Source organism: Pseudoalteromonas sp. M8, assembly GCF_018141365.1.
Lineage (GTDB): Bacteria > Pseudomonadota > Gammaproteobacteria > Enterobacterales > Alteromonadaceae > Pseudoalteromonas.
Genome location: NZ_CP047240.1, coordinates 274450 through 301270, shown reverse-complemented (window position 1 = coordinate 301270; position 26821 = coordinate 274450). Strand labels below are relative to the sequence as shown.

Below are 26821 nucleotides of genomic sequence, written 5' to 3'. Positions count from 1 at the left end.
GGATAGTAAAGCGTGCGCTTGTGGCGCACGCAATCTCTAAACTCTGTTGACCCTAGCAATAGCGCTGGTTCACACCAAGCAGAGACTTTTCATAGCAAAGCGACAGTTGCTCCATATTTTCTACGGCGTTCACCACCTCATTTAAGAGGCCATCAGCAAGGCCATAAACCCACCCGTGTACCGTCAAAGCTTGACCTCGCTGCCAAGCATCTTGAACGATATTGCTCTGACACACGTTACGCACCTGTTCTATCACATTTAACTCGCAAAGCGCCGCACACTGCTTTTCTTTGCTCACTTGTTCAATAATCGCTTGGTGTTTCTCTTTCACATCAGCGACATGACGCAGCCAGTTATCGATAAGGCCAAACTTAGCATTATCGAGCACCGCTTGCACTCCACCGCAACCGTAGTGACCGACCACCATAATGTGATCTACTTTGAGCACCTCGACCGCATACTGCATGACCGACAAACAGTTGTGATCAGTATGCACCACGACATTGGCAACATTGCGGTGAACAAACAATTCTCCAGGCATTAAGTCAACAATCTCGTTGGCAGGCACACGAGAGTCAGAGCAGCCGATCCATAGATAATCTGGATTCTGTTGTTGCGACAGTTTTTTGAAAAACTCAGGATCACTGGCATTGGTGCGATCTGCCCACTGTTTATTATTATCGAGTAAGTGACTCAGTGGACTTGGGCTCGTATTACACATTAATGGTTCTCCGACTGACGTTCAGCCTGTATCAAAATATTCCTTGGGGTGAGCGACTTTTCGCAAAAAGTACTAAGGGTGACATCATACCCAGCTGCTTGCAGATATAAAACCCTATCCAGGACCAACCAGATCTCAATCGCACGACGAAACACGTGTCGTACTAGCTCAATTCTGTCCGTTACTTGTTTTCGTTCACGCCCAATACGTTCATATTGGTCAAAATCAATTCCATCAGGCAGGGCGAGCTGCTTCTGCTCAGCTGCCCAATAACAGAATTCACTAAACGACCCAGAAAAAATAGCCTTATTGACCGAAGGCACACTCACGTAATGTTTATCTGCGGTAAGTTCTCTGCGCAGCGCATCAAACCCTAAGCGCCAACTCACCTCTTTTTTACGTACTTGTGCCACTCTCCCGGGTGCTGTAACTGTCTCTTGCAGCGCTAACTTCATATCGTGATGAGATAAGTTGAGCTGACTCTGCTGTGCTTCAACACTCATGGCTTGATAATCAGGTGGTGTAAATAAGTGATAGCAGCATGGAGAGAGCGATAGCTTTTTCATGCCATTCGCCACTGCTTGGTGCATAAATACACGATGTAATTCACCACATGCATGCAGGGCAATACCATGGCGATTTTCAACGAAGTGGTGATGTATGTCATCTTTCAGCACGTCGGCACAATGAAAATGCAAGTTTAGATTTTGCCGCTTCGCACTTTCCTCTCCTTGCCGACACAGATCCGCTTGAAGCTCAATACTGTTCACTTCAGGCGCGCCATGATAAGAAAGCAATCGGCCTAAATGACCTTTACCTGCGCACCACTCTAGTACCGATGCTTTGGTTTCGTTTACTGCGGCAACAAAGTCTTGAAGTTGCTCTAATTTACGTCCCTTTATGCCATTACTCAGCCAAAATGGTAACTCATCTCTACGGCCCACTTTTTGCGGTAAAGCACTTAAGACCGTAAGTTGTTCAAGTTCGGGAATATAGCGACTAAAAAAAGTAAAAAGGGCATCAGTGTCACTGTCTAATGTTGATACTGCATCGTCGCTTAACCGCAGTAATTCAGATTGCAGTTGTGGCCAAGGAATAGTGAGATGCTCAAAAGCAACGACTTGCCAATATTGTCGGGTATCGAATAATAATTTATCTAGAAGTTGAAAGCGTTTGCTCGGTTCCACAATGGCCACGGTTGTCAGAGAAACAATACCCTTATTCTAGCGTAATTGTTGATGATATTTACGAGAAAAAATTAAGTGGATATACATTGGGATACAAACCAATGTCAAAATCGCTGCAATAATCAACACCCAAGATAGCTTAGGTTGTTCATTCTTCACTTCTGAATAAATAAAGCGCGCTTTGTGTTCATGAAACTGACTCACATCTAAGTGATATAGCTGTGCTATCCATTGCCATTTTGCCGTTGACATTGTTCCAATTGGAATATTAGCCACCTTTATGAATTCCCTTAACTTCTCTGCCTCAAATGCGAGCTGTTCTAGGGGTTTTTGGGTAGCGTATTGCTGCTTAGTTATCGCTAAAGTCTCTTCTAGATGTAACATAGCGTATCGCCAACCTTTAAGGCTCGCACGACGAAAGCGTTTAACAAGCTCAGGGCGGTTTTCTAGTACGCTTTCCGTAGTAAAGAGCACGTCAGCATAAACGTTTAAACCAAACTGCTTTGGGCAAATTTCACGGGTTGATAGACCGCTTTGCTGTACTGCATAGGGCTCATTGGTGCTATAAACTTGCATCGCATCAAATTTACCAGCGATAAAGTCTTTCAGTGGCTCATTGCCTGAATACAAGCGCATATTTTGTGTATTGACGCCGGCACGTTGCAACATCATGAGCAACTCACCGTTTTCTGTGTGTCCTAAATGACTGAGGCGTTTCCCCTGAAAATCACGAGGAACATAAATATCACTGTCGGCTCTTACCATCCAACAATAAGGAGAAGACTGTAGTATCGCAGCAAGCGCCACAAAGGGTTTACCATTGAGTCTTTGTTTTAAGAGGCCTGAGTGAAACACACCAAACTGAGCTTGACCATATAACACACGAAAATCAACGTTAGGATTATTGGGATCGGCAGGAAGAATATGAACGTCTAACCCTTCCCTATGATAAAACCCTTTTTCCTTTGCCATATAGTAACCAGCAAACTGAAATTGATGTGTCCACTTTAACTGTAATGTGACTTTTTCAAGGGCTGCAATTTGAGTGCTCAAAAATAAAAGTAATAACGCAACATAGTACCTAAACATCATATCCTTGCGTTTTTCAACTGATAATAGCTAACTATAGTTTAAGGTGCTCAGGCTGCCATTAAGATTGGGTAAGTATTGAATATGAAAGTGAGTTAAGTACTATTTTAACTGACTAGGATTCAAAGTAGTTGTACTTTGCAATTCTCTATATGTGTACCTAGTATGTTCTTAAGGTGATGATAGATCTGCTCCTGGCTGCCTTTGCACATAATGTCATAGCCATTACCATTATTCTTCTCGATGATCCCAAGGTAATTATCATCAATAGCGACAGACTCAACTTGCGCTATTGGCATCATAATTTTATTTGCCCCGTAGATGAGCATTAACTTCTCGCCCTCTTTTAATAACATTTGCTCTGGGCGTCTGTTGGTACCTGTACCACCTTGGAATACGACCGATATCACTGTTATTGCAAACGCAATTGGCAAGAAAAGTGTGTGTTCAAACAGATCTGGCCAAAGCGCGCTCGCACCAAAATATAAGCCCGCAAGCAGTAAAAGCCTTGCAACTAACGTTATGAAGATGTCCTTATTTGTTCTTTTTCTAATCATATAATTCACTGATAAAATTCGGTACTTTCATGGCCAGCGTACCTAATTCAGTACTTATTATCCAGCCTTTTGCTTTGCTAACTGCTCGCCATGCAAAAAGCGTGTAAAACACGGGTTATCTGTTTCTTCTTGAAATTGATACGCTAACTTTGCAAGATGTTCATCAAAGCGCTCATAATCACTGGGCTCTACTTCAAAAGCGGCTAACACATTGCCTTGTGCCGCACCGTGATTGCGATAATGAAATAAAGTAATATTCCAATTACAGCCGAGCATGTCTAAAAAGCGCGCTAATGCGCCCGGATATTCAGGAAATTCAAACCGCAATAAACGTTCATTCATGACGCTCGGCGGTTTGCCGCCTACCATATATCTCACATGTAACTTTGCCAGTTCGTTATCTGATAAGTCATCAAACAGGTAGCCGTTTTGATGCAACGAAGCGGTTAACTCAGTTAGCTCTTGCTGGCCATTTCTAAGTCCAACACCAACAAAAATTTGCGCTTCGCCACAGCCGGCATAGCGATAGTTAAACTCAGTGATCGCTCGGCCACCAAGAGAGTGACAAAAACGCTTAAAGCTGCCTTTTTCTTCAGGAATAGTCACACCGAGCAATGCTTCATGTTTAGCACCTAGCGCCGTTCTTTCGGCGATATACCTCAACCGATCGAAGTTTAAATTTGCGCCTGACAAGATAGCCGCAACACTCAGCCCCTTTTCGCCCGTTTGCGCGAGCCACTTCTTCAAGCCCGCAGTTGATAACGCGCCGGAAGGCTCTGCAGTTGCTCTCGTCTCCACAAAAATATCTTGAACCGCCGCACAAATTTCATCGGCATTAACCGTCACGACTTCGTCGCAGAACTTTTGTGCTAATCGAAAAGTTTCTGTACCAATAAGCTTTACCGCCACGCCGTCCGCAAAGCCTCCGACTCGCTCAAGCTCCACGGGTTCTCCCGCTTCAAGCGCGGCTTTAAGGCATGCACTGTCCTCAGCTTCTACCCCAATAATACGGATATCAGGGCGAAGTGACTTCAAATACACCGCCATTCCCGCAAGCAAACCACCACCTCCTACGGGAATAAATACGACATCTAGTTCATCAAGTTGCTGAATTAACTCTCGCGCCACCGTACCTTGGCCGATGATCACATCTTTATCATCAAACGGCGGGACAAAAACACCACTTTGCGCTGCACAAAGATCTAGCGCGTACTGCTTTGCCGCATCGAAGTGATGGCCGTGTAAGATCACTTCACCACCGAGCTTACGAACCGCGTTGACCTTGATCTCTGGCGTAGTCACAGGCATTACAATGGTGGCGTGCTGACCTAGATGCGTTGCACTTAGTGCAACCCCTTGAGCATGATTACCCGCAGAAGCAGTATACACCCGCGCTCCTTTCGGCAACTGACGTAGCTTGTTATACGCACCACGCAATTTGAAAGAATAGACCGGCTGTTGATCTTCTCTTTTTAGCCAAATTTGGTTACCAAGCTGGGCGGACATTTGCTCTAATTGATTCACTTGCGTTACCTCAACGAGCGGTGCCACATTCGCCTGAATAATGGCTCTAAAGTAATCAAGCTCTTGGGAAACCATCGCTAGCCTAACTCCTCTAGTTTTTGTAAGTCACGTACCGCGCCTTTGTCGGCACTCGTTGCTAACAGTGCATAGGCTTTTAGTGCGGGACTCACATAACGTTCTCTGTTAACTGGTTTGTACGCTTCTTTACCACGAGCGAGTTGCTCTTCATGGCGCAGCGCCAACTCGGTGTCATCCAATTTAACGTCAATGCTGCGGTTATAGATGTCGATGGCAACAACATCGCCGTTTTCAACCAGCGCCAAATTGCCACCACTGGCAGCCTCTGGAGACGCATGGCCAATAGAAAGTCCAGAAGTACCGCCGGAAAAACGACCATCGGTAAGTAAAGCGCAGTCTTTATCTAGCCCCATCGATTTAAGATAGCTAGTTGGATACAGCATTTCTTGCATACCCGGACCACCTTTAGGCCCTTCGTAGCGAATGATCACTACATCACCTTTCTTAACTTGGCCACCCAGTATTCCCTCGACGGCATCGTCTTGAGATTCAAATACTACAGCGGGCCCCGTAAAGCGCAGCATTTCATCGGCCACCCCGGCACTTTTCACGATACAACCATCAGGCGCTAAGTTACCTTTTAATACTGCAAGGCCGCCATCTTGCCTAAAGGCATGCTCGATAGAGCGAATACAGCCGCCTTCACGGTCTAAATCAAGCTCATCCCAGCGATACTCTTGGCTCATAGCTTGGGTAGTGCGGATCCCAGCAGGCCCCGCGCGATAGAAAGTTTGTGCCCGTTCGTTATCACTGTCTGCGGCATTCCAACGCGCAATAACTTCACCTAGATTTCCGCCAGCAACATGCCCCACCGACAGGTCCAATTTATCGCCTCTGGCCAGCTCGTTGAGAATGGCCATAATGCCGCCAGCACGGTGAACGTCTTCAATGTGATACTGTTGTGTTGCCGGAGCAACTTTACACAAAAAGGGTGTGCTACGAGATAAGCGGTCTATGTCATTCATATCAAAATCGACAAAGCCTTCTTGCGCAGCCGCCAATAAATGCAGCACGGTATTGGATGAACCGCCCATCGCGATATCTAATGTCATGGCGTTCATAAATGCGGCTTGGTTAGCAATGTTGCGTGGCAGCACTTGCTCGTTGTCTTTACCATAGTACTCATCACATAAAGCCATGATGCGATTTGCTGCGCCCAAATAAAGCTGTTGGCGGTCTTTGTGTGTCGCTAGTGTCGTACCATTACCAGGTAACGCTAAGCCCAGCGCTTCTAAAAGACAGTTCATGGAGTTGGCAGTAAACATGCCTGAACACGAACCACAAGTAGGACAAGCAGAGCGCTCAACTTGCTCAGAGTCTTCATCACTCACCGTCGGATCTGCACCTTTTACCATGGCATCGACAAGATCCAATTTTAGATCGATATCCGCTAAACGAGTTTTTCCCGCTTCCATCGGGCCGCCGGAAACAAAGATCACCGGAATATTCAACCGCAGTGCCGCAAGTAGCATGCCTGGGGTGATTTTGTCGCAGTTAGAAATACAGACCATAGCATCGGCACAATGAGCGTTAACCATGTACTCTACCGAATCTGCAATTAAGTCTCGAGACGGAAGCGAGTAAAGCATGCCGCCGTGACCCATGGCGATACCATCATCAATAGCAATGGTATTAAATTCGCGAGGTACGCCGCCTGCTTCTGTTATCGCATCAGCCATCAATGCGCTAAGTTGATTGAGGTGAACATGACCCGGAACAAATTGGGTATATGAATTCACGACCGCAACGATCGGTTTATGGAAATCACTGTCCGTCATTCCCGTTGCTCGCCACAATGCACGAGCTCCCGCGCGTTGTCTGCCCTCAGTAGTTGTCTTGCTCCGTAATTTAGCCATGTTTCACCTTTTTCTCGGCTATGCCGAGTTCCTCATTCCCACAATTTACAATGCGCTTTTGTTCGGGGCGTTTGACCCCGATACCAATAAAATTATTCGCTTACGTACTCTAACCAGCCATTTTCGTCATCAGCTTGACCTTTAACCAAAGCGAAATAGGCCTGCTGTAACTCTTCCGTAATTGGACCTCTACCACCATTACCCACGGTAATTTTGTCTACGCTGCGAACAGGTACTACTTCCGCTGCGGTACCAACCATAAAGAACTCATCAGCAAGATAAAGCGCTTCACGAGCGATCGGCTCTTCACGTACTTCATAGCCGCGTTTTTTCGCCAAATGGATGATCGTGTCGCGCGTAAGACCAGGTAGAATACAAGCTGTGGTTGGCGGGGTATAAAGCACGCCTTTCTTCACAACAAATAAGTTCTCACCAGCGCCCTCGCTCAGATAACCATTAACATCAAGTGCGATCCCTTCAACATAACCATTACGCTTCGCCTCACCTGAAATAAGCTGTGAAGATAAGTAGTTACCACCCGCTTTAGCCGCAGTAGGCATGGTATTTGGTGCGAGGCGACTCCAAGAAGAAACACACACATCAACACCTTGTGCTAAGCCTTCTTCACCAAGGTATGCACCCCATTCCATCGCAGCGACTGTCATGTCTGCACGGTGCGATTTCGGATTTAAACCAAGACCTACATGACCTAAAAATGCAAATGGACGAAGGTAAGCATTGGTAAAGTCATTTGCGCGGATAGTCTCTTTACACGCTGCGATTACTTCCTCTTTGGTAAAAGGAATTTCCATACGGTAGATCTTCGCGGAATCAAAGAGGCGCTGAATATGATCGGTTAAGCGGAAAACAGCTGGACCATTTGGCGTATCGTAAGCACGGATCCCTTCAAAAACTGAGCTGCCATAATGTAAAGCATGACTAAGCACATGGGTGGTCGCTTGAAAATAAGGAACCATTTCACCGTTATGCCAAATTACTTCTGATGTTTGTGTCATTGTTAACTACCTTAATTCTTCTAAATTGCCTGTTTCTGTAGTGTATGCAAGTCAACCGCTTGCACTTCTACTAGCTTACTCAGTTGTGAGGTTAATAAATAGATAGGTTTGTCACTATCTACCGTCATTTTGACGTGGAATAAGTCATCTTGACCTTGTAATTCCAAATTCGTTAAGCGAAATCCGCGATGTCTGGCTACGCGTAAAAAGCGCTCCACTGCGATGCTCTGTTGTTTTACTGCAACGGTTAAATGGTGTTTCATGAAAGGCTCTCCGTCATCATTTCATCATTGGCAGCACCAGGTGGAACAAGCGGCCATACGTTTTCTTTATCGTCGATACAAGCATGTAAAATATAGGGCCCTTGCGCATTCACTATGGCGTCAACGGCGTCATCTACTTGGTTTGCATGAGTAATTGTCTGCCCAGGAATACCGAACACGGCAGCCAAAGAGACAAAATCTGGATTGTCTGACAGGTCGGTTTCACTGTAACGACCGTCAAAAAAGAGTTGCTGCCACTGTCTCACCATACCCAGCCTTTGATTGTCTAATATCAATATTTTAACTGGCAGGTTATTACGGCGGATGGTTGCTAACTCTTGAATATTCATCATGATGGAGCCGTCGCCAGATACCGTGATCACCGTGTTATCTGGACGTGCTATCTGTGCACCAATTGCAGCTGGTAAGCCAAATCCCATCGTGCCTGCACCGCCACTACTTAAGTGATTGCTTGGATGACTGAATTTCATGTGCTGCGCTACCCACATTTGATGTTGGCCTACATCGCAGCACACTACCGCTGTATTGGGTAGCTTTTGACTAAGTTGATTTAACAAATACGGTGCAAATACTTTTTCGCCAGGATAGTCATAACGCCATGCATGTTGACGTTGCAGTGCTTCGATGGTCTCTAGCCATTCGCTATTAGTAACCACACATTCAAGTTGCGGCAATGACTGTTTTAAATCTGCAATAAGCGAAGCAGCCGCGGGTTTACGTTTACCCACTTCTGCAGGGTCGATATCTAAATGGATCACCTTTGCCCCTGCAGCAAACTTTGCCAAATTCCCCGTTACACGGTCATCAAACCGTGCCCCGATACATACCAATAAGTCGCATTGCTGAACCGCCAGATTCGCCGCCTGAGTACCGTGCATACCTAGCATTCCTAAGTCATAATCATAGTCCGGCGTTACGCTGCCCAAAGCCTTTAGCGTCGATACTGCCGGCATATGGGTCTTTTCTAAAAATTGCATCAGCTGCGACTGCGCATCGGCACTTTGTACACCGCCACCAATGTAAGCAACCGGCCGTTTAGCATCACATAATAATTGATTGGCTTTTGCTACTTCAGTTTGCGAAACTCTGGGCTGTTCGTCTTGTGGCGCAGCAAAAGGATGAAAAGGCACTTTAGCTAGCTGGATATCTTTAGGAATGTCGACCAACACCGGACCGGGCCGACCAGACTGCGCTAAGTACATGGCTTCTTGTAATATCTCAGCCAAGTCTTCCGCTCGCTCAACCATGTAGCTGTGCTTAGTACATGACAAAGACATGCCCAGTACATCCACCTCTTGAAAGGCATCCGAACCGATAGCAGCGGTCGGCACTTGCCCAGTGATAGCCAGTAGCGGAACTGAATCCATCATGGCATCAGCAAGTGCGGTGATAAGATTTGTAGCGCCAGGTCCAGATGTGGCAAAACAAACCCCAAGCTTACCTGTACTGCGAGCATACCCAACAGCAGCAAAACCAGCACCTTGCTCATGGCGAGTCAAGTAGTGCTTAACTGGCGCGCCATACAAAGCGTCATAAATGGGCATGATGGCACCACCAGGATAACCAAATACGTGTTTAACGCCTTGCTCTTCTAGCACCTTGATAACAAGTTGTGCGCCGGTTGTTGAATTGCTCATGATCTGCTCTCAGTTGCCTTTTTTATGCCCTAAAACGAAAACGCCCCCCGAACCTTTTGGTGCGGGGGGCGTTTATGCTGATACTTTTCTTACAGCACTAACTAGCCCCCGCGGTAATAATAATCACCACGTTGATAATCACGACTAGTAGAGTTGCTGTTAGTAACATTGCTTGAATTCCGTAAATTTAAACTTGGCAATCATTCAGTGTAAGCACTGTGCTGCCTCTTTTTCTATTAATACCGCGCCTTGCACACTGAAGTCAACACAAAAAACTATGCTATTTAAAATTAAAAATCCGAGTTTAACGCATAAAAAAACCAAAAAACCACAAACTAAAGAATTAAAACAACCACACATTTTAAAATGCGAATTTTCTATTGGTTCAGTTTCGATATAACGAAAAATTTACTTTCCCGATTTGCCCATATGAAATTTTTTCTACCGCCCAAGCGTACTTCATTTTTTAGTGACATTCACATTTCGATATCGCAGACTGACTTTTTAAAACCAACAGGGATCATTACTATGGTTAAAGTATTTTCACCATTGTTATTTATTTATCTTTGCTTAAGCCTTTTCAGTAATCTCGCCAACGCAGAAGTTGGCCTGTGGAAAGTAGAAAAGGACAACAAAACGTCGTACTTATTTGGTACCGTCCACGTCGGTGACGAACAAATGCATGGTTTACCAGCCAAGGTAAAAAGCGCCATTGCGAGTAGTGATAGAGTCATGGTTGAAGTGAACTTAGAGGCGCTTTCTCCATTTGCGATCCAACAGCGCTCCATGCCATTTATGCTGTTAAAAAACAACCAAACACTAAAAGATCAGCTCTCTGCAGAAGTCTATCAGAAGCTACAAGACTACTTTTCCAAAAAGCAGATAGATATCGCCTTATTTGAACGCTATGCGCCATGGGCCGTGATGATAACTATGCTACAACTGGAATATCAAAAGCTTGGATTTACCGATACCAATGGCATCGATAAACAAGTAATTGCCTACGCAAACGAAAAGAAGATCCCAATTGGTGAATTTGAAACCTTAGAATATCAGCTTGAAATGTTCAGTCAGCTGAGTATTCATAGTGACGCTATGCTCAAGGAAACATTTGCACAGATGTCAGATTTGAATACCTACTTCTTGGATTTAGTTTCTGCATGGCGAAGCGGCGATTTAGAGAAGTTATCCCATTACTATCAGGTAAGTTTTTCGGATGATAAATATGGCAAATTAGCCGAGCAATTGATGATCATTGAACGCAATAATAACTGGGTGAAAATGCTTAAAAAGCAGCTCCCCAATGAATCAACGTTTATTGCCGTTGGTGCATTACATCTTGTTGAAAAATATGGCCTTGTTGAGCAGCTTAAAAACAATGGTTATTCAGTCACCCGACTATAACACTCAGCGCTACCTTGCCAAGAGGTAAGCAGTTTACTTTGTAGGCGTGTTAAACAGATACTTCCATTAACACGCCCTAAAAAAATAAAAATCTTTTTAAACCTTTTCATTTTTATGTGCGACTTACCTTTCAAACACTCTCGTTGAAGGTAAAAAATAATGAAAAAGGTAGCGTTAGTTTTAGCATTAAGTGCAGCGGCAATGACTGCACAAGCAGAAGATTCAAAAACCATTACAGCATCATTCCCAAGCAATAGCCTAGCCGAGTTAGAAGTGGATATTGCCGTAGGTAAAATCGACCTACAAACTTACAACGGCGACACCATAGAGGTCGAAATTTTGGTTGAACCGAAAGAGTCAGACAGTTGGTTTGGTAAGCCAGATGTGAGTGAGGCCACCCTAAACAGCAACACATCAGGGGATAAATTATCACTTGAGATCAATTCGGATGATTATGAACTATCTTGGCAAGTTAAGGTGCCTGTTAATTTGGCTTTAGATGTTGAGGTTGGTGTTGGCAAAATTGATATTCAAGATCTTAATAACTCTGCTGATTTAGAGGTAGGCGTAGGAAAAATTAAAATTGAGACTACCACCACCGATTTCAAAAAAGTGTCTTTAGATTCAGGTGTTGGTAAAACGGCAATGTCAGGTTTTGGCAACGTAGAAACTTCCGAAAAGAGTATGGTTGGCTCGACAACAGACTATCGTGGTCAAGGCCAGTATTCCATCGATGCAGAAGTCGGAGTTGGAAATATTCGTTTAAGACGAGACTAAGTCTCCACACTTATTCAGTAATAGCGCCACTTTGCTATGCAGCACATCCGGTTGCAACGGCTTATACAAATGAGCCGTTGCGCCAAGTGCGTAGACCTTATCCAGATCCTCCGCATTGGTATTTGCGGTCACGACCAAAATAGGCACAGCTGGATCTAGCTTTCTCAAACGCTCAGTGGCTTCAAAGCCATCCATCACAGGCATATTCAAATCCATTAGCACGATATCAAACTTACCCACCTCATATACTTCAAGGGCACCTTCACCATGTTCGACATGCGCTACCAATTTTGCTATGGGCTGAAGCATTTTTTCAATCACGCGTGCATTTAGTAAATTATCTTCCACCAGTAAAATGCGAGCCGACACCTGCTCCATTGTATGAGCCGGTACCTGTTGATTGTCAATTTCAATAGGGACTCTCAGGATTGCTCTTGTACCGATTGGCTCCCTTGCACTAAAATCTAATCGTCCTCCAAGCGCTGAGGTGAGTAATTGGCAACGCTTCAGCCCTAACTGCGTGCCTTGAAAATGCTCGCTATGCACAGCTTCTCGTAACTGCTGATAGTCGAACCCAGGCCCAGTATCTTCAACGATAAATTCTAAATATGGTGTATCTTCATCTACAACCAAATCCGCAAATACTTGAATGCTGCCACGCTCAGTAAATTTAATTGCATTATTAACCAATTCACTGATCAACCAACCAACACGCTTACAATCACAATAACAAGCCACATCTAACTCATTACTCAATGCCAAATTAAAAGCGAGAGATTTTTTGTGTGCGGTAAGTTGAAAGGCAATACAGGCTGATTTTATTACTTCTCGCAATGCGACTTGATGATGCTCAATAACCACTTCTTGCTCGGAAAGGTTATTAAAGTCTTGAACAGAATAAAGTAATACATCCAATTGATTTGCTGCGCTTTTCACATGCTGTAATTGCTGCGTGTCTTTGCTCCTCAGATATTCATCTAAATACCCCTGAATGGCCTGCAATGGTGTTCTTAGCTCGTGACTAACGCGTGCTAAAAATCGTGATTTTGAGTGTAATGCATCGTCAGCAAGCTTTCTTGCCGCCTCTAATTTATCGAGTGCTTCAGCAATTTCTCGCGCCATTGGGCGAAATACAAGTTTCGCTTCTATAAACAGTAGCAACAGTCCAAGTAGCCAGATTAACAATTCTATTTTCCTCACCATCTCTGTTTTACTTCGCGCATGCTGCTCGAATAGTGAAACGGCATCATTCAGGTTTGGGAGTATATGCTGAGACGCAGTAAAGATTTGCTCCATTAATTGAGGAGTGGATTGCTGTAACCGAGACCTTGATAAAGTGACAAAAGTAGTACTTTGCAAATCCAACTGCACCGGCCCTTGGTAGTAAAGCGCTGCAAGCGTCTCATTCAGATAAATAGCCTCTCCACTACTTTCTGTTTTAGTTAAAAACTCATGATTACTTTCAAACTTATCAATGGCTTGACGTAGCGCTTCACTATCTCGTTGATTGTCTTGCGCACTATATAGCGCGATACGTTGGGACAACATCCGCTGCATACCCGCAATATTAATTACGTGTGCATCTAAGCTCTGCTGATACAGTAGATATTGCATAACCCCCATCGCCATCGACAACAATATAGCCATAGCAAGTAATGCCCCGATATAACGATTTTTAACTTTACTTATTAGCGACATATTTTTGTTTTTCATCTCATAGCATTGTCTCAGCTGCAATGTTAAGTGTAGTTAACAATCGCATTATTTACAGTCCGATGCTTGACACCTAGACGGCCAAAATGTTTCAATGCGCGTTCACCCTATTTAGATAGTTTGATGCCACGGCGTCAAATTGAGGGCTGGAAGAGGTGCGTTATTCAGGTAACTAAGTGAAGGAGAGCAAACTCCGTTGCAGCTTAGTGAGGGGAATATACGCCGAGAAATTGAGTTATTGTTTGCTAATACTCATTTCGGGCGACTGGGCTGAATCCCAGCGACTGTCACCAACATACTTGGTGGAGAGCTTCTGGTCTTAGAAAAATAAGGCCATTGGCTGCCTTATCCTTTTTAAGTCCATTGCTCTTCGAATTTTAACAGTTCGAAGTTTGGACACCCTCCTAACTCCGAACATGATTTAAGTTCGGTAGAGATGAAATCACAATTCAACTTATCTGACTATCCATTGTGGACGGCCTTAGTAACGCCTTTTGATGCTGAAAATCAGGTTGATTTTAACGCATTAACGACGCTGGTACGCGATCAAGAGCAAGCTCGTAACGGTATTCTTTTACTAGGCAGTACCGGCGAAGGCCTTGCGCTTACCCAACAAGAACAGCAACAAATCGTTGAGTTTGTTTGCCAGCTCGCCCCAAGCGTACCGCTCATGGTTGCCGTTGGCGGCAGTAATCTTGAGCAGCAAACACAATGGGTGCGCTTTTGTAATTCGCAGCCCATTCATGCGCTCTTACTTGGCTCACCAATCTACGCAAAGCCCGGCAAAGTTGGTCTGGCGCATTGGTTTAGTACGCTACTCGATGAGAGCCATAACCCTTGCATGCTCTACAATGTACCCGGTCGCAGTGCCGTTGCTATCGCCCCTGACCTACTCGGCGAACTAGCTTGCCACCCTAATCTGTGGGCACTAAAAGAAGCCAGTGGTGATATTGCCACCTTTGAAGCATTTCGTCAGGCAGCGCCTGATGTCGCCATCTATAGCGGCGACGATGGCCTTATGCCCTACTTTGCACAAGCAGGTGCAACGGGTCTGGTGTCTGTTGCAGCAAACGCATGGCCACAGCAAACCGCAGAATTTGTAAGGCGCTCGTTAAGCGGCACCTCTCCTAATTTATTTACCACTTGGTCAGAAGCTGCAAATAGCTTATTTGCAGTGGCAAATCCCATACCAGTCAAAGTGTTAATGCACTTGCAAGGGAAGCTCACAAGTCCAAACTTGCGCCCGCCACTGACACATTTGGAACTCACCCATACCGATGCGATCACTCGCGCGAACGAAACTATTTTATCTTGGAATTAAGGCAGTAAACATGAGCTGGTTAACCCTACTAAACGATTTAGAAAATGGCACAGTACGTGCGGCAACACAGGATGAGCAAGGCCATTGGCATGCTAACGTAGAAGTAAAACACGGGATCCTTGAGGCATTTAGAAATGGCGTAAATACAGAATTCCCAGGTGGATTTGTTGATAAAGACAACTTAGCACCACGCGGATTTGCTGCCCAAGATGGCGTTCGTATGGTTCCTGGCGGAAGCAGTGTAAGACGTGGCGCTTACGTCGCAGCGGGCACAATCATTATGCCACCGGCTTATGTCAACATTGGTGCCTATATTGATTCAGGTACTATGGTAGATAGTCATGCGTTGGTTGGTTCTTGCGCGCAAATTGGTAAAAATGTCCACCTTAGCGCAGCGGTGCAAGTGGGTGGTGTATTAGAACCAGTTGGAGCAAGCCCTGTTGTTGTTGAGGACGATGCCTTTATTGGTGCAGGCTGTGTATTGGTTGAAGGGGTTGTTGTTAAACGCGGTGCCGTATTAGCACCGGGTGTGCGCCTTTCAGCAAGTATTCCTGTCTATGACTGCGTGAACGAGCGCTTGCTTGACAAAGGTGAAGCCATCCCTGAAAACGCGATAGTGATCCCAGGCTCTCGTCCAGCCTCAAGTGAGTGGGCGCGCGAGCAAGGACTAAGTATGTCATGCGCACTTATCGTAAAATACCGTGATGAACAAAGTGATGCATCACTGGCGCTGGAAGAGGTTCTACGCTAATGACTTGGTTGAGCACGTCACAGCGAACCGCAGCTGAGGCATTGATCCAGCAACAAGATACGCCATTCTTTTGCTACGATTTAGATAAGCTAAGTGCACATGTTAAGCCCTTAGTTGATCAGCAAATCGTTAAGCTTTGGTATGCCGTAAAAGCGAATCCGTTATCACATATCATTAAAACCCTAGATAACGCTGGGTTTAACTTTGATGTGGCATCTAGCGGCGAGCTTGATCAGGTGTTATCTCAAGGGATCGCACCTGAACGCGTGCTCAACACAGGTCCTGCCAAATCGCTAAAGCAGATCCGTCATTTTGCCACACAAGGCGTACGTATTTTCGTGGCTGAAAGTCACAATCAAGTACGCTGGTTAAATCAAGTGGCCGAAGAGTTTGAGCTTCAATTTGAAGTTTTACTGCGGGTGCAGTTACGCTTTGATAAAGCAGAGCACAATCCACTTGGTGGCAATACGCTGACTCCTTTTGGTCTTGGCGCAGAGCAGTGGCAAGCCCTAACTTTAAGTGACTACACCTACCTAGACTTTGTCGGACTGCATATTTTCCAGTGGGGCAATATGCTCTGCAGCGATACACTCTCTGAACTTTGGCAGGCTATGGTTGCACCTTTAGTTCAGCTCGCTGCTGATTTAGGGATTACTCTAAAGGTACTCGACTTAGGTGGCGGCCTTGGCATTCCCTATGATAGGCAAAGCCCTTCTCTCGATTGGCAGAAATTATTAGACACGCTCGCATTGATAAAATCCGCCACGCAAGTGCAAGAATTATGGATGGAGTTAGGCCGCTATGCGGTTGGCGAATGTGGTTTTTATCTCAACCCTGTGGTGGAACAAAAGCAAAACTACGGTGCACAACAACTGATTGTCGCAGGCGGTGTCAATCACCTGCTGCGTCCAGCGGTTACCGGGCAAGCTTTCCCCGCTGAATTGTTACGCCAGTCTCAAGCTGAGACCATAGACTTTCATATTCATGGTCCACTTTGCACAGCATTGGATAAATTAGGCACCCTAGCCTTACCAAGCGACAGTGCCGATGGCGATTGGCTTGTTTTCAGTCAGTGTGGCGCTTACGGCTACACCGAAAGTATGCCGTTCTTTTTATGTCATGAGCTCCCAGCTGAGTACATCATCTCAGCTGGAGAAATCAGCTGTGTCCGTGAAGCAGAGCCCGCTTCAAGTTATTTGAGGTAAACATGAATACCATTACACAACAACATATTCAGGTTGGTGAAATTGCCAACGGCTTGCCTTTGACTATTCCAGTCTATCGCATCAAAGGCAATGGCAGTGGGCCAAAGGTGTATATCCAAGCAAATATGCATGGCGCTGAAGTGCAAGGTAATGCAGTGATTTATCAACTGCTGGAACAGTTGAAGCAATTGTCATTAAAAGCGGACATCACCTTAGTGCCTTACGCAAACCCGATTGGTTGTAATCAGAAATCTGGTGAGTTTACCTTAGGACGTTTTGATCCAATTACAGGCACGAATTGGAATCGAATGTACATCAACCATTCCGGGTTGGTTGCCGAGTTTGTGGAGCAAAACCCGACGCTATCAATAACAGAAATCGCTCAGCAATTTCGCCAACGATTAGTTGAGCGCACCCAAACACTACTTGATGGGCCCTTAGATAGGTTGACGACAGGTAAGCGCATCGCCTTGAATTTACAGCGTCTAGCTCATGAGGCTGACATTGTTTTAGACCTACACACGGGACCAATTTCAGCAAAACACCTGTATTGTCCTGAGTATGCAAAAAACAGCGCTCGATATTTTGATATTCCACATGTGTTACTTATTCCAAGTGACTTTGATGGAGCAATGGATGAAGCCAGTTTTTGTCCATGGTGGAACTTGCAGCAAGCCTATCAGGCTATAGGCCGAGAGATCCCAGTATTAACCGAAGCGTTTACGGTTGAGCTTGGCTCTCAAGAAAAAATTGATTTAGCGGAAGCATTGAATGACGCTAATAGCATTTTGAGCTACCTGAACTATAAACAGGCCTTTCAAGATGCACACTTTATGCCGCAAGACATCACCCGTTACGTCTGTCGACTAGAAAATTATCGCGCCTTTTATGCCCCAATGGGTGGTATGGTGGAATATACGGCAAAGCTTGGAGAGCATATCAAGGCGGGTCAAACCATCGCCAAAATTCTCAGAATGGAGCGCTATTTATCAGAAACGCCCTTAAATGAGATCAAGTTAGACGAAGATGCCATCGCCATTTTGCACTTTGCCTCTGCTAGTGTGAATCAAGGTACTGAGCTTTATAAGTTTTTTACTCAGGTTGAAACGCTTTAACTTGAGTACTTTTATTGCGTGAGAGTAAGTCAAAGCAAATAAGCTCTGCTTGTTTAGCTTAACGCTTACTAAGGTATGGCGGCGATAGCCGCCACCTTTTTCTTATTCGTACGTATTTTTCTTTCTGACATTTTTGACCTTCGAGATTCATTTCCCTTTCATTATCATTGGTTAATAATGTAATCAATTGTACTTACTCTCGGCGCACACAGGATGAAACTTACACACTTATCAATACCGGCTTTGGCCTTGCTTACCTTGCCACTTTACGCTCAAGAAGCCCAACAGGAAGATGAAATCGATTTAGTCAAACAGTGCGTGCTAAACGCGGTATTAACTGGAGAAAAAGATAAAACCATAGAGCAGGTCCGTACCGAATGTGCCGAGGCTGATGCAGATAAAACCTTAAGCCAATTAGATAAACGCATGGCGCGCGAACGTGTAACGGAAAAGAACCGTAATGTATTAACACCACATAAGCGTAACTATATTTTGCCAGTTTCTTATATGACCAACGTCAACAGCAGACCATTCGACGGTCTAAAAGCCATTGACGATGAAGACGGCGAGCCAATCGACAACTTTGAAGCCAAATACCAAATCTCATTAAAAGCGCCTATTTATAAAAACTTTTCGGATAAAGATCAGGCAATCTATTTTGCTTTTACGCTGCAATCGTATTGGCAGCTGTATAACAAAGATGTGTCTTCGCCATTTCGTGAAACCAACTATGAACCAGAAATCTTTTGGATTAACTTTTTAGATGATGAAAACGTGCTGTGGGGCGATGAGATGGCCTTTGTACTTGGGATTTCCCATCAATCTAACGGTCGCAGTCAACCAAACTCCCGCTCTTGGAATCGTATCTATGCGAATTTTATCTGGGAAAACCGAGGCTTTGTATTCAGCTTTAAACCTTGGTATCGCTTACCCGAAGACGACAAAGAAGATGCCTTGGATCCACGCGGAGACGACAATCCAAATATCGATGAGTACTTAGGTCACTTCGAGTTTAGTGGGGTATATCGCCACGAAGAGCATGAGTTTGGCTTTATGTGGCGCAATAACTTAAACAGTGATAATCGCGGTGCAATTCAATTAGACTGGTCATTCCCGATTTGGGGAAGGCTGCGCGGCTACGCACAATACTTTAATGGCTACGGCGAAAGCTTAATAGACTATAACACACATACCCAAAGGCTCGGTATTGGCGTGCTGCTCACAGATATTCTTTAAGCACATTCGAATACAAAAAAAGCTCTGAACACTCAGAGCTTTTTCGTTTGGAAAGCTGAGAATAATTCTCTACTTATTGCGGTTTAATTACCACAAACTGCCCCTCAAATTTAGCAACTAGCATGTCACCATCATAGACATTCACTGGCACCACATATTTTGCTTTGCCAGCCGTCTCTAGCGCTTGCAATTCACCTTCACAGTCCGCAATGGTAACCGTTGCCGCTGGTGCCGTGGTTAAAGGTTTTAGATATTTAATATTGGCGTCAGCCAACACAATATCTCCCTCTAACCCAAGCTCTTTAAGTGCTAAATAAGTCGCCCCCCAGCCCGTTAGCGTCGCCATGCTATATATAGAACCTGCAAACATCGAGTTGTGTAAATTGAGGTTCGCTTTTAAATCAGCCTTAGTGGAAAACTGCCAGTCTGTATAACTTTCTACTTTAATCCCCATCGCATCACTGATTGGAATAGACTCGCGCCAAGTATTTTGTAATACATGGGTCCAATCTGGCTGCCTAAACCAGCCTGGCTCCGTAGGACGTTGTTTTACCATCTTCCAGTGCTGCACATCGCCATAGGCTAAATGTGCTTTTTCAACCACTTCATAACCATGGCGTTCGTAAAATGATAACGCGCGCTCGCGAGCATACAAAACCAGCTCTTCTGCTTTTTGCGTCCAAGCAATAACCTCAAGCTCGTGTAGCAAACGGCTACCTAAGTGATGACCTCGATGCCCTTCTGCAACGGCCATATAGCGTACTTGTGCTTGCTTATGATTGTTAAAATGGAGCCTAGCTACGCCTAGCACTTCACCATCATTATTTTTTATGTAGCGATGTTCAGCTTCTTGCTCTAAATCATCCTGTTCGCTGCCACGAGGTTGATCCCATGGCGCTCTTAACACCTGCCAGCGTAACTGGTAATAGGCTTGCCAATCTTCGCTGCTTTGTGGTGAAGTTACCTCAAACATCACTGACTCCTGTTTTGTTATTAGCCTGTTAAATGACTTTGAATCTAGTACGGATACACCCTACAAGATAAGCTCAGTGTAGGGAATAAAATGCGCCAAAACACTTATCCTTTAGTGTAAAAACTGGTGGACAAGCTGGCATTCACAAAATCCTCGTCTATGATGATGTTATCATGGGAGAATTTATTACGCATTCAGGCACTATCAGCAACGATTTTGTGGACCGGAGCCACCAACTAGGACACTTGCTATATTGGCATAAACAAGGCAGAAATAGCATCCAAGTGCGGCAAGAGAAATCGTTGAGATGGCTTCTGATAAACAACACATTACAATCCGTTGTGGAGTTAAACCACCCGGAGCACTTGTTATTTCCTCATTTAAAAACATTCGCGAGTCGCTGGCAGCAAGTCGCCCCGCCGACCAGCGTACTGGAGCTGGGTCTTGGCGCAGGTGCAATCCGTGATTACCTCAATGCCACTTATCCAAATTGTCATATTACCACCATAGATAACAACCCAGATGTGATCCATTGTTACAAACGCTACTTTGGCGGCGACCCTTTGTGCGATGTTAATTGTGTTGATGTATTTAAAGCGTTGCAACAAGGCAAACGCTACGATTGGATAGTGCTCGATTTATTTAGCGAACTTGAGCCCCCCATCTTCTTGTTTCAGCACCAGTTTTATCGCCTACTCAGAGCTGCGATTAATGATGGGGGCCGACTGTATATCAACTTTTTAACTGAGCATGAGTCGCAGCTCAAGCAACTTCAACACTTATTAATTACCAACTTTGGTAAAAAGCCCTTTATCGAAAAAGTGCCGGACTACGCCAACATAATTATCGAGGTTAAACGCTAACACTGGCTGACCCTAGTTTTTTCGTCAAATCACTATTCAACACTAAAATTAAAAGTCACAGGGCCGTCATTCAGTAAACTCACCTTCATATCCGCAGCAAATTGTCCCGTCGCGACTTTCAACCCTGCAGCCTTAGCTTGAGCCACAAAGTATTCGTAGAGTGTATTCGCTTGCTCAGGTGTCCCTGCGCTCGAAAAGCTTGGCCTCATGCCTTTTTTAGTGTCTGCCGCCAAGGTGAATTGCGATACAACCAATAGTTCACCTTCAATGTCTTTTAAACTTAAATTCATTTTTCCCTTGTCGTCAGTAAAAATACGGTAGTTACTTACCTTGTGCAGTAACTTATCCGCCGTTTGCTTTGTATCCGGCTTTTCAACGCCTAATAGTAACAATATCCCCTGATCGATTTGACCTACAATCTTACCTTCTACTTCTACCTTTGCTTCGCTGACCCTTTGAATTAGTCCTTGCACTACCTACCTCTTGTGACTGCTAATGATGCTGAATTTTGCACAGTAATAGATCAGCCGCCCGCCTTATTGCTTCTGCATAAACGGGGTTAGCACAACAATGCCCAACCCCATTCAAAATCAGCAACTGCGCCTTAATACTTTGTGCTAACTGATGAACCGGTGCGTATCGACACATTAAATCATGCCGACTGTGAATAAACCAGATAGGTAAGTGATTGAGCTGATGTGCATCCGCCGTAATTTGCTGTGTTTTGATAAAGCACTGGTGACTAAAAAAATGCACCATATGCTGTGCTTTACTGAGCTGCTTGTCTGCTTTGCAGAGCCTAATACCTTGCGTATCGCTATCCGTTGTGATCAGATTATCCCACTCACACCAGCGCTGCGCCGCTTTTCTTTTGAGTAATTCATCCTCGCCAAAGAGTGCCGAATGATAATGGTCTAGCAAGGATTCCACAGTTTGTGCACCTTGTGCAAAGGCAAGGTACTGCTCTGGATAAATTTGCGCGGGGGCGCCTTGGCTGCCATAAAGCCAATGAAGGTCCGCCTCATTGCCCAAAAAACTCGACCACAACACCATCCCCAAGACATCTTCACGATGTTGCTCAGCATAAAGCAGTGCCAGCATGGCACCGAAAGACTCCCCGGCGAGTACAACCTTTTGCAGCCCTAAATGCGCACGAATGGAGTGAATATCTTTCAGCAGGTTCGCGGTATTTATATTACCAAAGTCAGCAGGCGTTGAGTTGCCACAGCCTCGCTGACTAAACAGGATGATGCGGTATTTTTGTGGATTGAAATAACCGAGCACATTACGAGAATGGCCCTGACCTGGGCCACCATGCAGCATGATAAGTGGTGTGCCATCACTGCAGCCATATTCCTCTATGCCCAATTGATGTCCTTCACCTACCGCGAGATGAAAGCGACGCAATGCATCGCCATGTTGATACAATAAGCTCATAACTCCCCCTTGGGGGCTTAAGCTAACCGTTATCGGTAAAAGCTAAAGTCCCTGCGCGTCTGGTGGGTCAAACTCCGAGCTTGCATCTAGTCCTGCAGCTTCCATATCTTGGGTTAAGCACACGGTAAACTCAGCACCTAACAACACCACTATCCAAGATAAATATACCCAAACAAAAAGAATAGGTACTGTTGCGAGTGCCCCATAGATGACTTCGTATGAGGGAAAATGGCTAATGTATAATGCAAAGCCTTTTTTCGTTAGCTCGAATAACAAAGCTGCAAACAAAGCACCCGGAACCGCGGCTCGAAATGACACACTGGTATTTGGTACTAAAGTATAGAGCATGATGAAGCCAACCATAGAAATTAAATAGGGCAACATCTTAATTAGTGCACCACTAAACCCAGGGATCCCTTGATCGGCAAATGTCACTAAAGAAACGATATAAGATGTCATACCAATACTCGCGCCCAATAGCACAGGGCCAAGCGTGAGCACCATCCAATAAATCGCAAACGAAATCATCAATGGACGTTTTTGCTTCACTCGCCAAATTCGGTTGAGCGTGGTGTCAACATTACGAATAAGTAATAAAGCCACGACGGCCAAAAAACTCACCCCCACAGCTGTCATCTTATTCGCGTTGCCAGTAAACGCACTGATGTGCTCTTTAATGGTGTCCGTCGATGTTGGCACAAAGTTATTGAACACAAAGTTTTCAATTGCAAAACGCGTATCTTCAAATCCAGGAAACGCCGAAAAAATTGCTACACCCACCGCAACTAAGGGGACCAACGATAACAGTGTGACATACGCTAAATAGCCCGCGTTGACCGTGATCTGGTCCTCAATACACCGCTTACTATAGCGGCGCCACCAGCTAGGCTGAGAATGTAAGAATCGCAGTGCTACGACCTTCATTTCGGTTATTCTTTGCATCATAATCAAGTTAATATTCATGGATCACTTTACACATCATAACAATCCCCGCCATAATTTATAGCGCTAAATAGTAATATATAACGACGGTCACATGGCCACTTACTGATTATTGACCTTCTAGAGCCCGGGAGTGCAAATGAAGAAACTCACCTTAAGCGCAGTGTTACTTTTACTCGTTACTGGCTGCCAAAGTGCCTATTACGCCACCATGGAAAAGTTTGGTGTGCATAAACGCGAGATATTGGTTGATCGTGTCGAAGAAACAAAGGAGTCCCAAGAGGAATCACAAAAAGAGTTTCAATCGGCATTAGAAAGACTCACCACCTTAATTAATTTTAATGGTGGTGAATTACAAGAAGCCTATAACCTGCTTAACGATGACTACCAATCATCCCTTGCCGCCGCAGCTGAAGTAAGTAGCAACATAGACAAAGTGGAAGACGTGGCAAACGCACTATTTGACGAGTGGCAAGATGAACTTGAGCAATATTCGAGTGCAAACCTAAAACGCGAGAGTGCTAAGCAATTAAGTCAAACACAGCGCCAATTTGAACGCTTACTTCGCTCAATGCGCAGCAGTGAAGCCAAAATGCAGCCCGTGCTCGACTCACTACAAGATAATGTGCTGTACCTTAAGCACAACCTAAATGCACAAGCGGTAAGCGCTATTAAAGGTGAGTTTACGGGGTTAAAGCGTGATATTAGCGCCCTAATCGCAGATATGAACCGCTCTATTGAAGATTCGAACAAGTTTATTGCTGAGATGAACGCACGTAGCGCGTGAGTATCTTAGTCATTACGGGTTAAAAATAAGACTAAATAGCGTAATCCAAAAGGGCATGTCTCACCGCTATATTGACTTGCACTTATGCGAATACGATTAAAGGCCATACTAATCAGGAGACTAGTATGGCCTTCGAATTAAACAGTCAATATTGACCCGTGTCGTAATTTAATGAGGAGTAGGACTCCCCATTAGTAATTGCCATGCAGCAGCCATATAAGTTTGATATTCAAGGATTGGTACTTGCTGCTCAACATTTTGAGCACCCAGTTTTAGGTTAACCTGATAGCTATAAAACTGCTCACCATCACCTTGTTTCCAAACTCGCTCCGTATCTCGAATTGTTTTATATCCAAAAACATTTTCTGGTGCTTCAGAACCAACAAGTGAATGGCCAAAACTAGAAAATGATGTGTTGGGCCTCGCTATCAAGTCCATAATTGTAGCTGTAATATCCATATGTGAAGCAATTGTTCGATTGCTTAATTTAGGTGAAATCCCTTGACCTAATAAAAGGATAGGTACGTGAGTAAGTTCGTACAAGTTAGGCTTAGCATGAAAATAGCGGCGGCTGTAGTGATCTCCCGTAATGATAAATAGCGCGTCAGGATATTTGCGTTGCATATTATCTACAAACTGTCCCATCATTTGATCGGAATACCATAAGTGTCCAAGAGTGTTAGCAGATAACACCTCATCACCCATCCGCTGAAACTGAGCAGGGTAGTCACCATTTTTCCAAGGATAATCACTAGCTGATAAATCCAAATTAAATGGACCATGATAGCTAGTAGTCATAATCAAGTTAAAGCTATTTTCTGGCACTGACTGACTAACGAGATCAAATAGCTGCCCATCATCAACCCCCCATACACCGGCACTGCCCTTACCTCCTGCATTTGCCGCCGAATAAATATGATCGACGCCATGCCTACTCATAAAATCACCTACTGTTTGCCAAGACAATAAGCCACCATAAAAAAATTGTGATGTATAGCCTTGCCCCTCCATCAAATGGATTAGCGAGTAAGTATGAGCCTTACTCGTGAGACGGCTCATGTTAATACCACTAAATGGAATCCCTGTAACTAGACTGGATAATGAGTTCATTGTGCTTGATGCAGCAGGCAATGCTTGTTCAACGTAAATACCCTTTGCTTTTAGTCGATGAAAATTTTCTGTTAGCGCCAAATCCCTATATTTATCCTGCAGAGGCCAAGAATCAAAGCTTTCCATCACAATGTAAAAAATGCGAGAAGGTTTTTGAATTAAGGGCCCCATACTACGAGTCTCATTACTTAGCAGCGCAGCATCAACCTCATGCTTATCGGCTAAATAAGGGTTAGTACTTGACGTAGTGAGCTGATTTAATTCACCGTAGTCTTGTATCGCGTAGAAGAAACTGCGAAATGGGTTAATAACTAAATTGTTTACAAATGGATCAGTGGTAACAGCTGACCACTTTCTCGATGCAGGACGGGAGTCAAATGAACCTCTAGCGGCGCAAACGAACATAACAAACACCAATATCGAAATAACTGCTTGTTTGATTCTGCTCTTCGGACAAATATTTATTAGTAAGCGATAGTTTCTCTTATCCACAAAACGAGTCCATGCGACCACGCAAGTTAGCAGTACACCTATGCTCAACAAACTACCCCAAGGTTTATACTGCTGAATGGCCGTGCTCAGTATAGCCTGCTGATCATCATATAACCCTTCCAGCATAAAATAATTGTATTGAGTTCCATACTCGCTGATATAAGTTATCCCGCAGATTCCTAATAATACAAAAACACTCAGATAAATTAGCCCTATCATATTGCGTACTCGTCTAACCCAATTATCTAATCGCAAAGGTTGTAGGAAACAATTCAGCAAAAAAGGAATAGCGAGACAAACTCCAGCAGCAGAGGAGTCAAATTTAAAACCGGTGGCTAAGGCATCAAGCAGTTGGCCAATCGTAAGATCATACGATACTTTTTCTTTAAAGTTAAAGAGATAGAAAACTCTAAATGACATAAGTAGAAATACCCCACTCAGCCATAATAAAAGTATCTTCCAACTCTCAGTAATAAAAAGGTACCACCGCCCCACCTTTGGTGCGCTAAAAGAAGCTTGCATTGAATGTCCTTTGCAAATTGTAATAAACAATTGTACCAATTTAAGGTTTATATGGTAGGCTTTACAGGTAAGTGTTTACTATTTTTTACAATTTTATGACTACGATGAGAAGCTATAGCATGGGGAAGGATAATTAAGGAAAAATAGGATTTTTAGATAACGGAGAAGAAATTTTGGTTACAAGCCACCTTGTGACAGCAGCGTAGAATAACAAATGTAGCGCA

24 protein-coding genes and 1 riboswitch are annotated in these 26821 nt (G+C 44.5%); of the genes, 9 read left to right on the top strand and 15 right to left on the bottom strand.

The features are described 5' to 3' along the window. Nucleotides 1–52: 52 nt before the first annotated feature. From can to ilvG, 9 genes are all read right to left on the bottom strand, one after another. Nucleotides 53–721 carry a carbonate dehydratase gene (gene can, locus GSF13_RS06495; RefSeq protein WP_010607772.1) on the bottom strand — a complete coding sequence of 223 codons (669 nt, stop codon included), beginning with the start codon at nucleotides 719–721 and terminating at the stop codon, nucleotides 53–55. Next, a complete protein-coding gene (locus GSF13_RS06490) occupies nucleotides 721–1917 on the bottom strand; it encodes a methyltransferase (protein WP_130163354.1) in 1197 nt (398 codons plus the stop codon). Before GSF13_RS06490 ends, can begins: the two co-directional genes overlap by 1 nt. A gap of 27 nt (nucleotides 1918–1944) precedes the next feature. Then, on the bottom strand, nucleotides 1945–2997 hold the full coding sequence (locus GSF13_RS06485; RefSeq protein WP_211868963.1) for an ABC transporter substrate-binding protein: 1053 nt from the start codon (nucleotides 2995–2997) through the stop codon (nucleotides 1945–1947). A 122-nt stretch (nucleotides 2998–3119) separates the two neighbouring features. Beyond that, nucleotides 3120–3554: a hypothetical protein gene (locus GSF13_RS06480; protein ID WP_010607769.1), complete on the bottom strand. Its 435-nt coding sequence runs from the start codon at nucleotides 3552–3554 to the stop codon at nucleotides 3120–3122. A gap of 57 nt (nucleotides 3555–3611) precedes the next feature. Then, nucleotides 3612–5153 (bottom strand): threonine ammonia-lyase, biosynthetic, encoded by a 1542-nt coding sequence (gene ilvA, locus GSF13_RS06475; RefSeq protein ID WP_010607768.1) that lies wholly within the window; start codon nucleotides 5151–5153, stop codon nucleotides 3612–3614. Between the two features lie 2 nt (nucleotides 5154–5155). Continuing rightward, nucleotides 5156–7012 (bottom strand): dihydroxy-acid dehydratase, encoded by a 1857-nt coding sequence (ilvD, locus tag GSF13_RS06470; RefSeq protein WP_211867549.1) that lies wholly within the window; start codon nucleotides 7010–7012, stop codon nucleotides 5156–5158. A 92-nt stretch (nucleotides 7013–7104) separates the two neighbouring features. Continuing rightward, nucleotides 7105–8028, bottom strand: a complete 924-nt coding sequence (locus GSF13_RS06465) for a branched-chain amino acid transaminase (protein ID WP_174170899.1) — start codon at nucleotides 8026–8028, stop codon at nucleotides 7105–7107. A gap of 20 nt (nucleotides 8029–8048) precedes the next feature. After that, nucleotides 8049–8291 (bottom strand): acetolactate synthase 2 small subunit, encoded by a 243-nt coding sequence (gene ilvM / locus GSF13_RS06460; protein ID WP_010376329.1) that lies wholly within the window; start codon nucleotides 8289–8291, stop codon nucleotides 8049–8051. Then, entirely contained in the window at nucleotides 8288–9949 is a 1662-nt protein-coding gene (gene ilvG / locus GSF13_RS06455; protein WP_211867547.1) for an acetolactate synthase 2 catalytic subunit, read from the bottom strand. The genes ilvM and ilvG overlap by 4 nt, the downstream gene beginning before the upstream one ends. A gap of 528 nt (nucleotides 9950–10477) precedes the next feature. Here ilvG and GSF13_RS06450 point away from each other — a divergent pair. Together GSF13_RS06450 and GSF13_RS06445 are read left to right on the top strand one after the other, a co-directional pair. Continuing rightward, on the top strand, nucleotides 10478–11353 hold the full coding sequence (locus tag GSF13_RS06450) for a TraB/GumN family protein (RefSeq protein ID WP_010607763.1): 876 nt from the start codon (nucleotides 10478–10480) through the stop codon (nucleotides 11351–11353). A gap of 159 nt (nucleotides 11354–11512) precedes the next feature. Beyond that, on the top strand, nucleotides 11513–12130 hold the full coding sequence (locus GSF13_RS06445; protein WP_010607762.1) for a hypothetical protein: 618 nt from the start codon (nucleotides 11513–11515) through the stop codon (nucleotides 12128–12130). Here GSF13_RS06445 and GSF13_RS06440 read toward each other — a convergent pair. Further along, the gene (locus GSF13_RS06440; RefSeq protein WP_211867545.1) at nucleotides 12116–13843 is read right to left on the bottom strand and encodes a response regulator; all 1728 of its coding nucleotides are present in this window, start codon (nucleotides 13841–13843) and stop codon (nucleotides 12116–12118) included. The two genes, GSF13_RS06445 and GSF13_RS06440, sit on opposite strands and share 15 nt — an antisense overlap. A gap of 142 nt (nucleotides 13844–13985) precedes the next feature. Then, nucleotides 13986–14164, top strand: a riboswitch (Lysine riboswitch). A 115-nt stretch (nucleotides 14165–14279) separates the two neighbouring features. On the opposite strand from GSF13_RS06440, the gene dapA reads away from it, so the two are divergent. The 5 genes from dapA (at nucleotide 14280) to GSF13_RS06415 (ending at nucleotide 19471) form a co-directional block, all read left to right on the top strand. Further along, the gene (dapA, locus tag GSF13_RS06435; protein ID WP_206471669.1) at nucleotides 14280–15164 is read left to right on the top strand and encodes a 4-hydroxy-tetrahydrodipicolinate synthase; all 885 of its coding nucleotides are present in this window, start codon (nucleotides 14280–14282) and stop codon (nucleotides 15162–15164) included. Between the two features lie 10 nt (nucleotides 15165–15174). After that, nucleotides 15175–15915 carry a 2,3,4,5-tetrahydropyridine-2,6-dicarboxylate N-succinyltransferase gene (locus GSF13_RS06430; protein ID WP_206471668.1) on the top strand — a complete coding sequence of 247 codons (741 nt, stop codon included), beginning with the start codon at nucleotides 15175–15177 and terminating at the stop codon, nucleotides 15913–15915. Beyond that, nucleotides 15915–17120 carry a PLP-dependent decarboxylase gene (locus GSF13_RS06425; RefSeq protein ID WP_211867543.1) on the top strand — a complete coding sequence of 402 codons (1206 nt, stop codon included), beginning with the start codon at nucleotides 15915–15917 and terminating at the stop codon, nucleotides 17118–17120. Before GSF13_RS06430 ends, GSF13_RS06425 begins: the two co-directional genes overlap by 1 nt. Nucleotides 17121–17122: 2 nt before the next feature. Then, nucleotides 17123–18235, top strand: a complete 1113-nt coding sequence (locus tag GSF13_RS06420) for a M14 family metallopeptidase (protein ID WP_174170903.1) — start codon at nucleotides 17123–17125, stop codon at nucleotides 18233–18235. Between the two features lie 213 nt (nucleotides 18236–18448). Beyond that, the gene (locus tag GSF13_RS06415; RefSeq protein ID WP_010607757.1) at nucleotides 18449–19471 is read left to right on the top strand and encodes a phospholipase A; all 1023 of its coding nucleotides are present in this window, start codon (nucleotides 18449–18451) and stop codon (nucleotides 19469–19471) included. 73 nt (nucleotides 19472–19544) lie between these two features. Here the strand turns inward: GSF13_RS06415 and GSF13_RS06410 are convergent, their stop codons facing one another. After that, entirely contained in the window at nucleotides 19545–20444 is a 900-nt protein-coding gene (locus GSF13_RS06410) for a bifunctional GNAT family N-acetyltransferase/hotdog fold thioesterase (protein ID WP_206471666.1), read from the bottom strand. A 173-nt stretch (nucleotides 20445–20617) separates the two neighbouring features. Between GSF13_RS06410 and GSF13_RS06405 the strand changes: the two genes are divergently transcribed. Beyond that, complete coding sequence (locus GSF13_RS06405; RefSeq protein ID WP_010607755.1) at nucleotides 20618–21307, top strand: SAM-dependent methyltransferase; 690 nt, start codon at nucleotides 20618–20620, stop codon at nucleotides 21305–21307. A gap of 32 nt (nucleotides 21308–21339) precedes the next feature. Here GSF13_RS06405 and dtd read toward each other — a convergent pair whose 3' ends face one another. The 3 genes from dtd to GSF13_RS06390 are packed head-to-tail and all read right to left on the bottom strand — an operon-like array spanning nucleotide 21340 to nucleotide 23668. Then, nucleotides 21340–21780 (bottom strand): D-aminoacyl-tRNA deacylase, encoded by a 441-nt coding sequence (dtd, locus tag GSF13_RS06400; protein WP_211867541.1) that lies wholly within the window; start codon nucleotides 21778–21780, stop codon nucleotides 21340–21342. 19 nt (nucleotides 21781–21799) lie between these two features. Further along, on the bottom strand, nucleotides 21800–22744 hold the full coding sequence (locus GSF13_RS06395) for an alpha/beta fold hydrolase (RefSeq protein WP_095729000.1): 945 nt from the start codon (nucleotides 22742–22744) through the stop codon (nucleotides 21800–21802). 42 nt (nucleotides 22745–22786) lie between these two features. Then, nucleotides 22787–23668 carry a virulence factor BrkB family protein gene (locus GSF13_RS06390; protein WP_102057833.1) on the bottom strand — a complete coding sequence of 294 codons (882 nt, stop codon included), beginning with the start codon at nucleotides 23666–23668 and terminating at the stop codon, nucleotides 22787–22789. Between the two features lie 157 nt (nucleotides 23669–23825). Here GSF13_RS06390 and GSF13_RS06385 point away from each other — a divergent pair, with 157 nt between their 5' ends. Then, nucleotides 23826–24473 (top strand): DUF2959 domain-containing protein, encoded by a 648-nt coding sequence (locus GSF13_RS06385; protein WP_010607751.1) that lies wholly within the window; start codon nucleotides 23826–23828, stop codon nucleotides 24471–24473. Nucleotides 24474–24641: 168 nt separating this feature from the next. Here the strand turns inward: GSF13_RS06385 and GSF13_RS06380 are convergent, their stop codons facing one another. Then, the gene (locus GSF13_RS06380; protein WP_211867539.1) at nucleotides 24642–26597 is read right to left on the bottom strand and encodes an alkaline phosphatase family protein; all 1956 of its coding nucleotides are present in this window, start codon (nucleotides 26595–26597) and stop codon (nucleotides 24642–24644) included. Nucleotides 26598–26821 lie beyond the last annotated feature (224 nt).

Bases quoted from the DNA above. Each gene is read 5' to 3' on its own strand.
- GSF13_RS06415 (WP_010607757.1), top strand. From the start codon at position 18,449: ATGAAACTTACACACTTATCAATACCGGCTTTGGCCTTGCTTACCTTG.
- ilvD (WP_211867549.1), bottom strand. From the start codon at position 7,012: ATGGCTAAATTACGGAGCAAGACAACTACTGAGGGCAGACAACGCGCG.
- GSF13_RS06420 (WP_174170903.1), top strand. From the start codon at position 17,123: ATGAATACCATTACACAACAACATATTCAGGTTGGTGAAATTGCCAAC.
- GSF13_RS06385 (WP_010607751.1), top strand. From the start codon at position 23,826: ATGAAGAAACTCACCTTAAGCGCAGTGTTACTTTTACTCGTTACTGGC.
- GSF13_RS06480 (WP_010607769.1), bottom strand. From the start codon at position 3,554: ATGATTAGAAAAAGAACAAATAAGGACATCTTCATAACGTTAGTTGCA.
- GSF13_RS06395 (WP_095729000.1), bottom strand. From the start codon at position 22,744: ATGAGCTTATTGTATCAACATGGCGATGCATTGCGTCGCTTTCATCTC.
- GSF13_RS06450 (WP_010607763.1), top strand. From the start codon at position 10,478: ATGGTTAAAGTATTTTCACCATTGTTATTTATTTATCTTTGCTTAAGC.
- ilvA (WP_010607768.1), bottom strand. From the start codon at position 5,153: ATGGTTTCCCAAGAGCTTGATTACTTTAGAGCCATTATTCAGGCGAAT.
- GSF13_RS06380 (WP_211867539.1), bottom strand. From the start codon at position 26,597: ATGCAAGCTTCTTTTAGCGCACCAAAGGTGGGGCGGTGGTACCTTTTT.
- ilvM (WP_010376329.1), bottom strand. From the start codon at position 8,291: ATGAAACACCATTTAACCGTTGCAGTAAAACAACAGAGCATCGCAGTG.
- can (WP_010607772.1), bottom strand. From the start codon at position 721: ATGTGTAATACGAGCCCAAGTCCACTGAGTCACTTACTCGATAATAAT.
- GSF13_RS06485 (WP_211868963.1), bottom strand. From the start codon at position 2,997: ATGTTTAGGTACTATGTTGCGTTATTACTTTTATTTTTGAGCACTCAA.
- GSF13_RS06405 (WP_010607755.1), top strand. From the start codon at position 20,618: ATGGGAGAATTTATTACGCATTCAGGCACTATCAGCAACGATTTTGTG.
- GSF13_RS06430 (WP_206471668.1), top strand. From the start codon at position 15,175: ATGAGCTGGTTAACCCTACTAAACGATTTAGAAAATGGCACAGTACGT.
- ilvG (WP_211867547.1), bottom strand. From the start codon at position 9,949: ATGAGCAATTCAACAACCGGCGCACAACTTGTTATCAAGGTGCTAGAA.
- GSF13_RS06445 (WP_010607762.1), top strand. From the start codon at position 11,513: ATGAAAAAGGTAGCGTTAGTTTTAGCATTAAGTGCAGCGGCAATGACT.
- GSF13_RS06440 (WP_211867545.1), bottom strand. From the start codon at position 13,843: ATGAAAAACAAAAATATGTCGCTAATAAGTAAAGTTAAAAATCGTTAT.
- dapA (WP_206471669.1), top strand. From the start codon at position 14,280: ATGAAATCACAATTCAACTTATCTGACTATCCATTGTGGACGGCCTTA.
- GSF13_RS06390 (WP_102057833.1), bottom strand. From the start codon at position 23,668: ATGAAGGTCGTAGCACTGCGATTCTTACATTCTCAGCCTAGCTGGTGG.
- GSF13_RS06425 (WP_211867543.1), top strand. From the start codon at position 15,915: ATGACTTGGTTGAGCACGTCACAGCGAACCGCAGCTGAGGCATTGATC.
- GSF13_RS06465 (WP_174170899.1), bottom strand. From the start codon at position 8,028: ATGACACAAACATCAGAAGTAATTTGGCATAACGGTGAAATGGTTCCT.
- GSF13_RS06410 (WP_206471666.1), bottom strand. From the start codon at position 20,444: ATGTTTGAGGTAACTTCACCACAAAGCAGCGAAGATTGGCAAGCCTAT.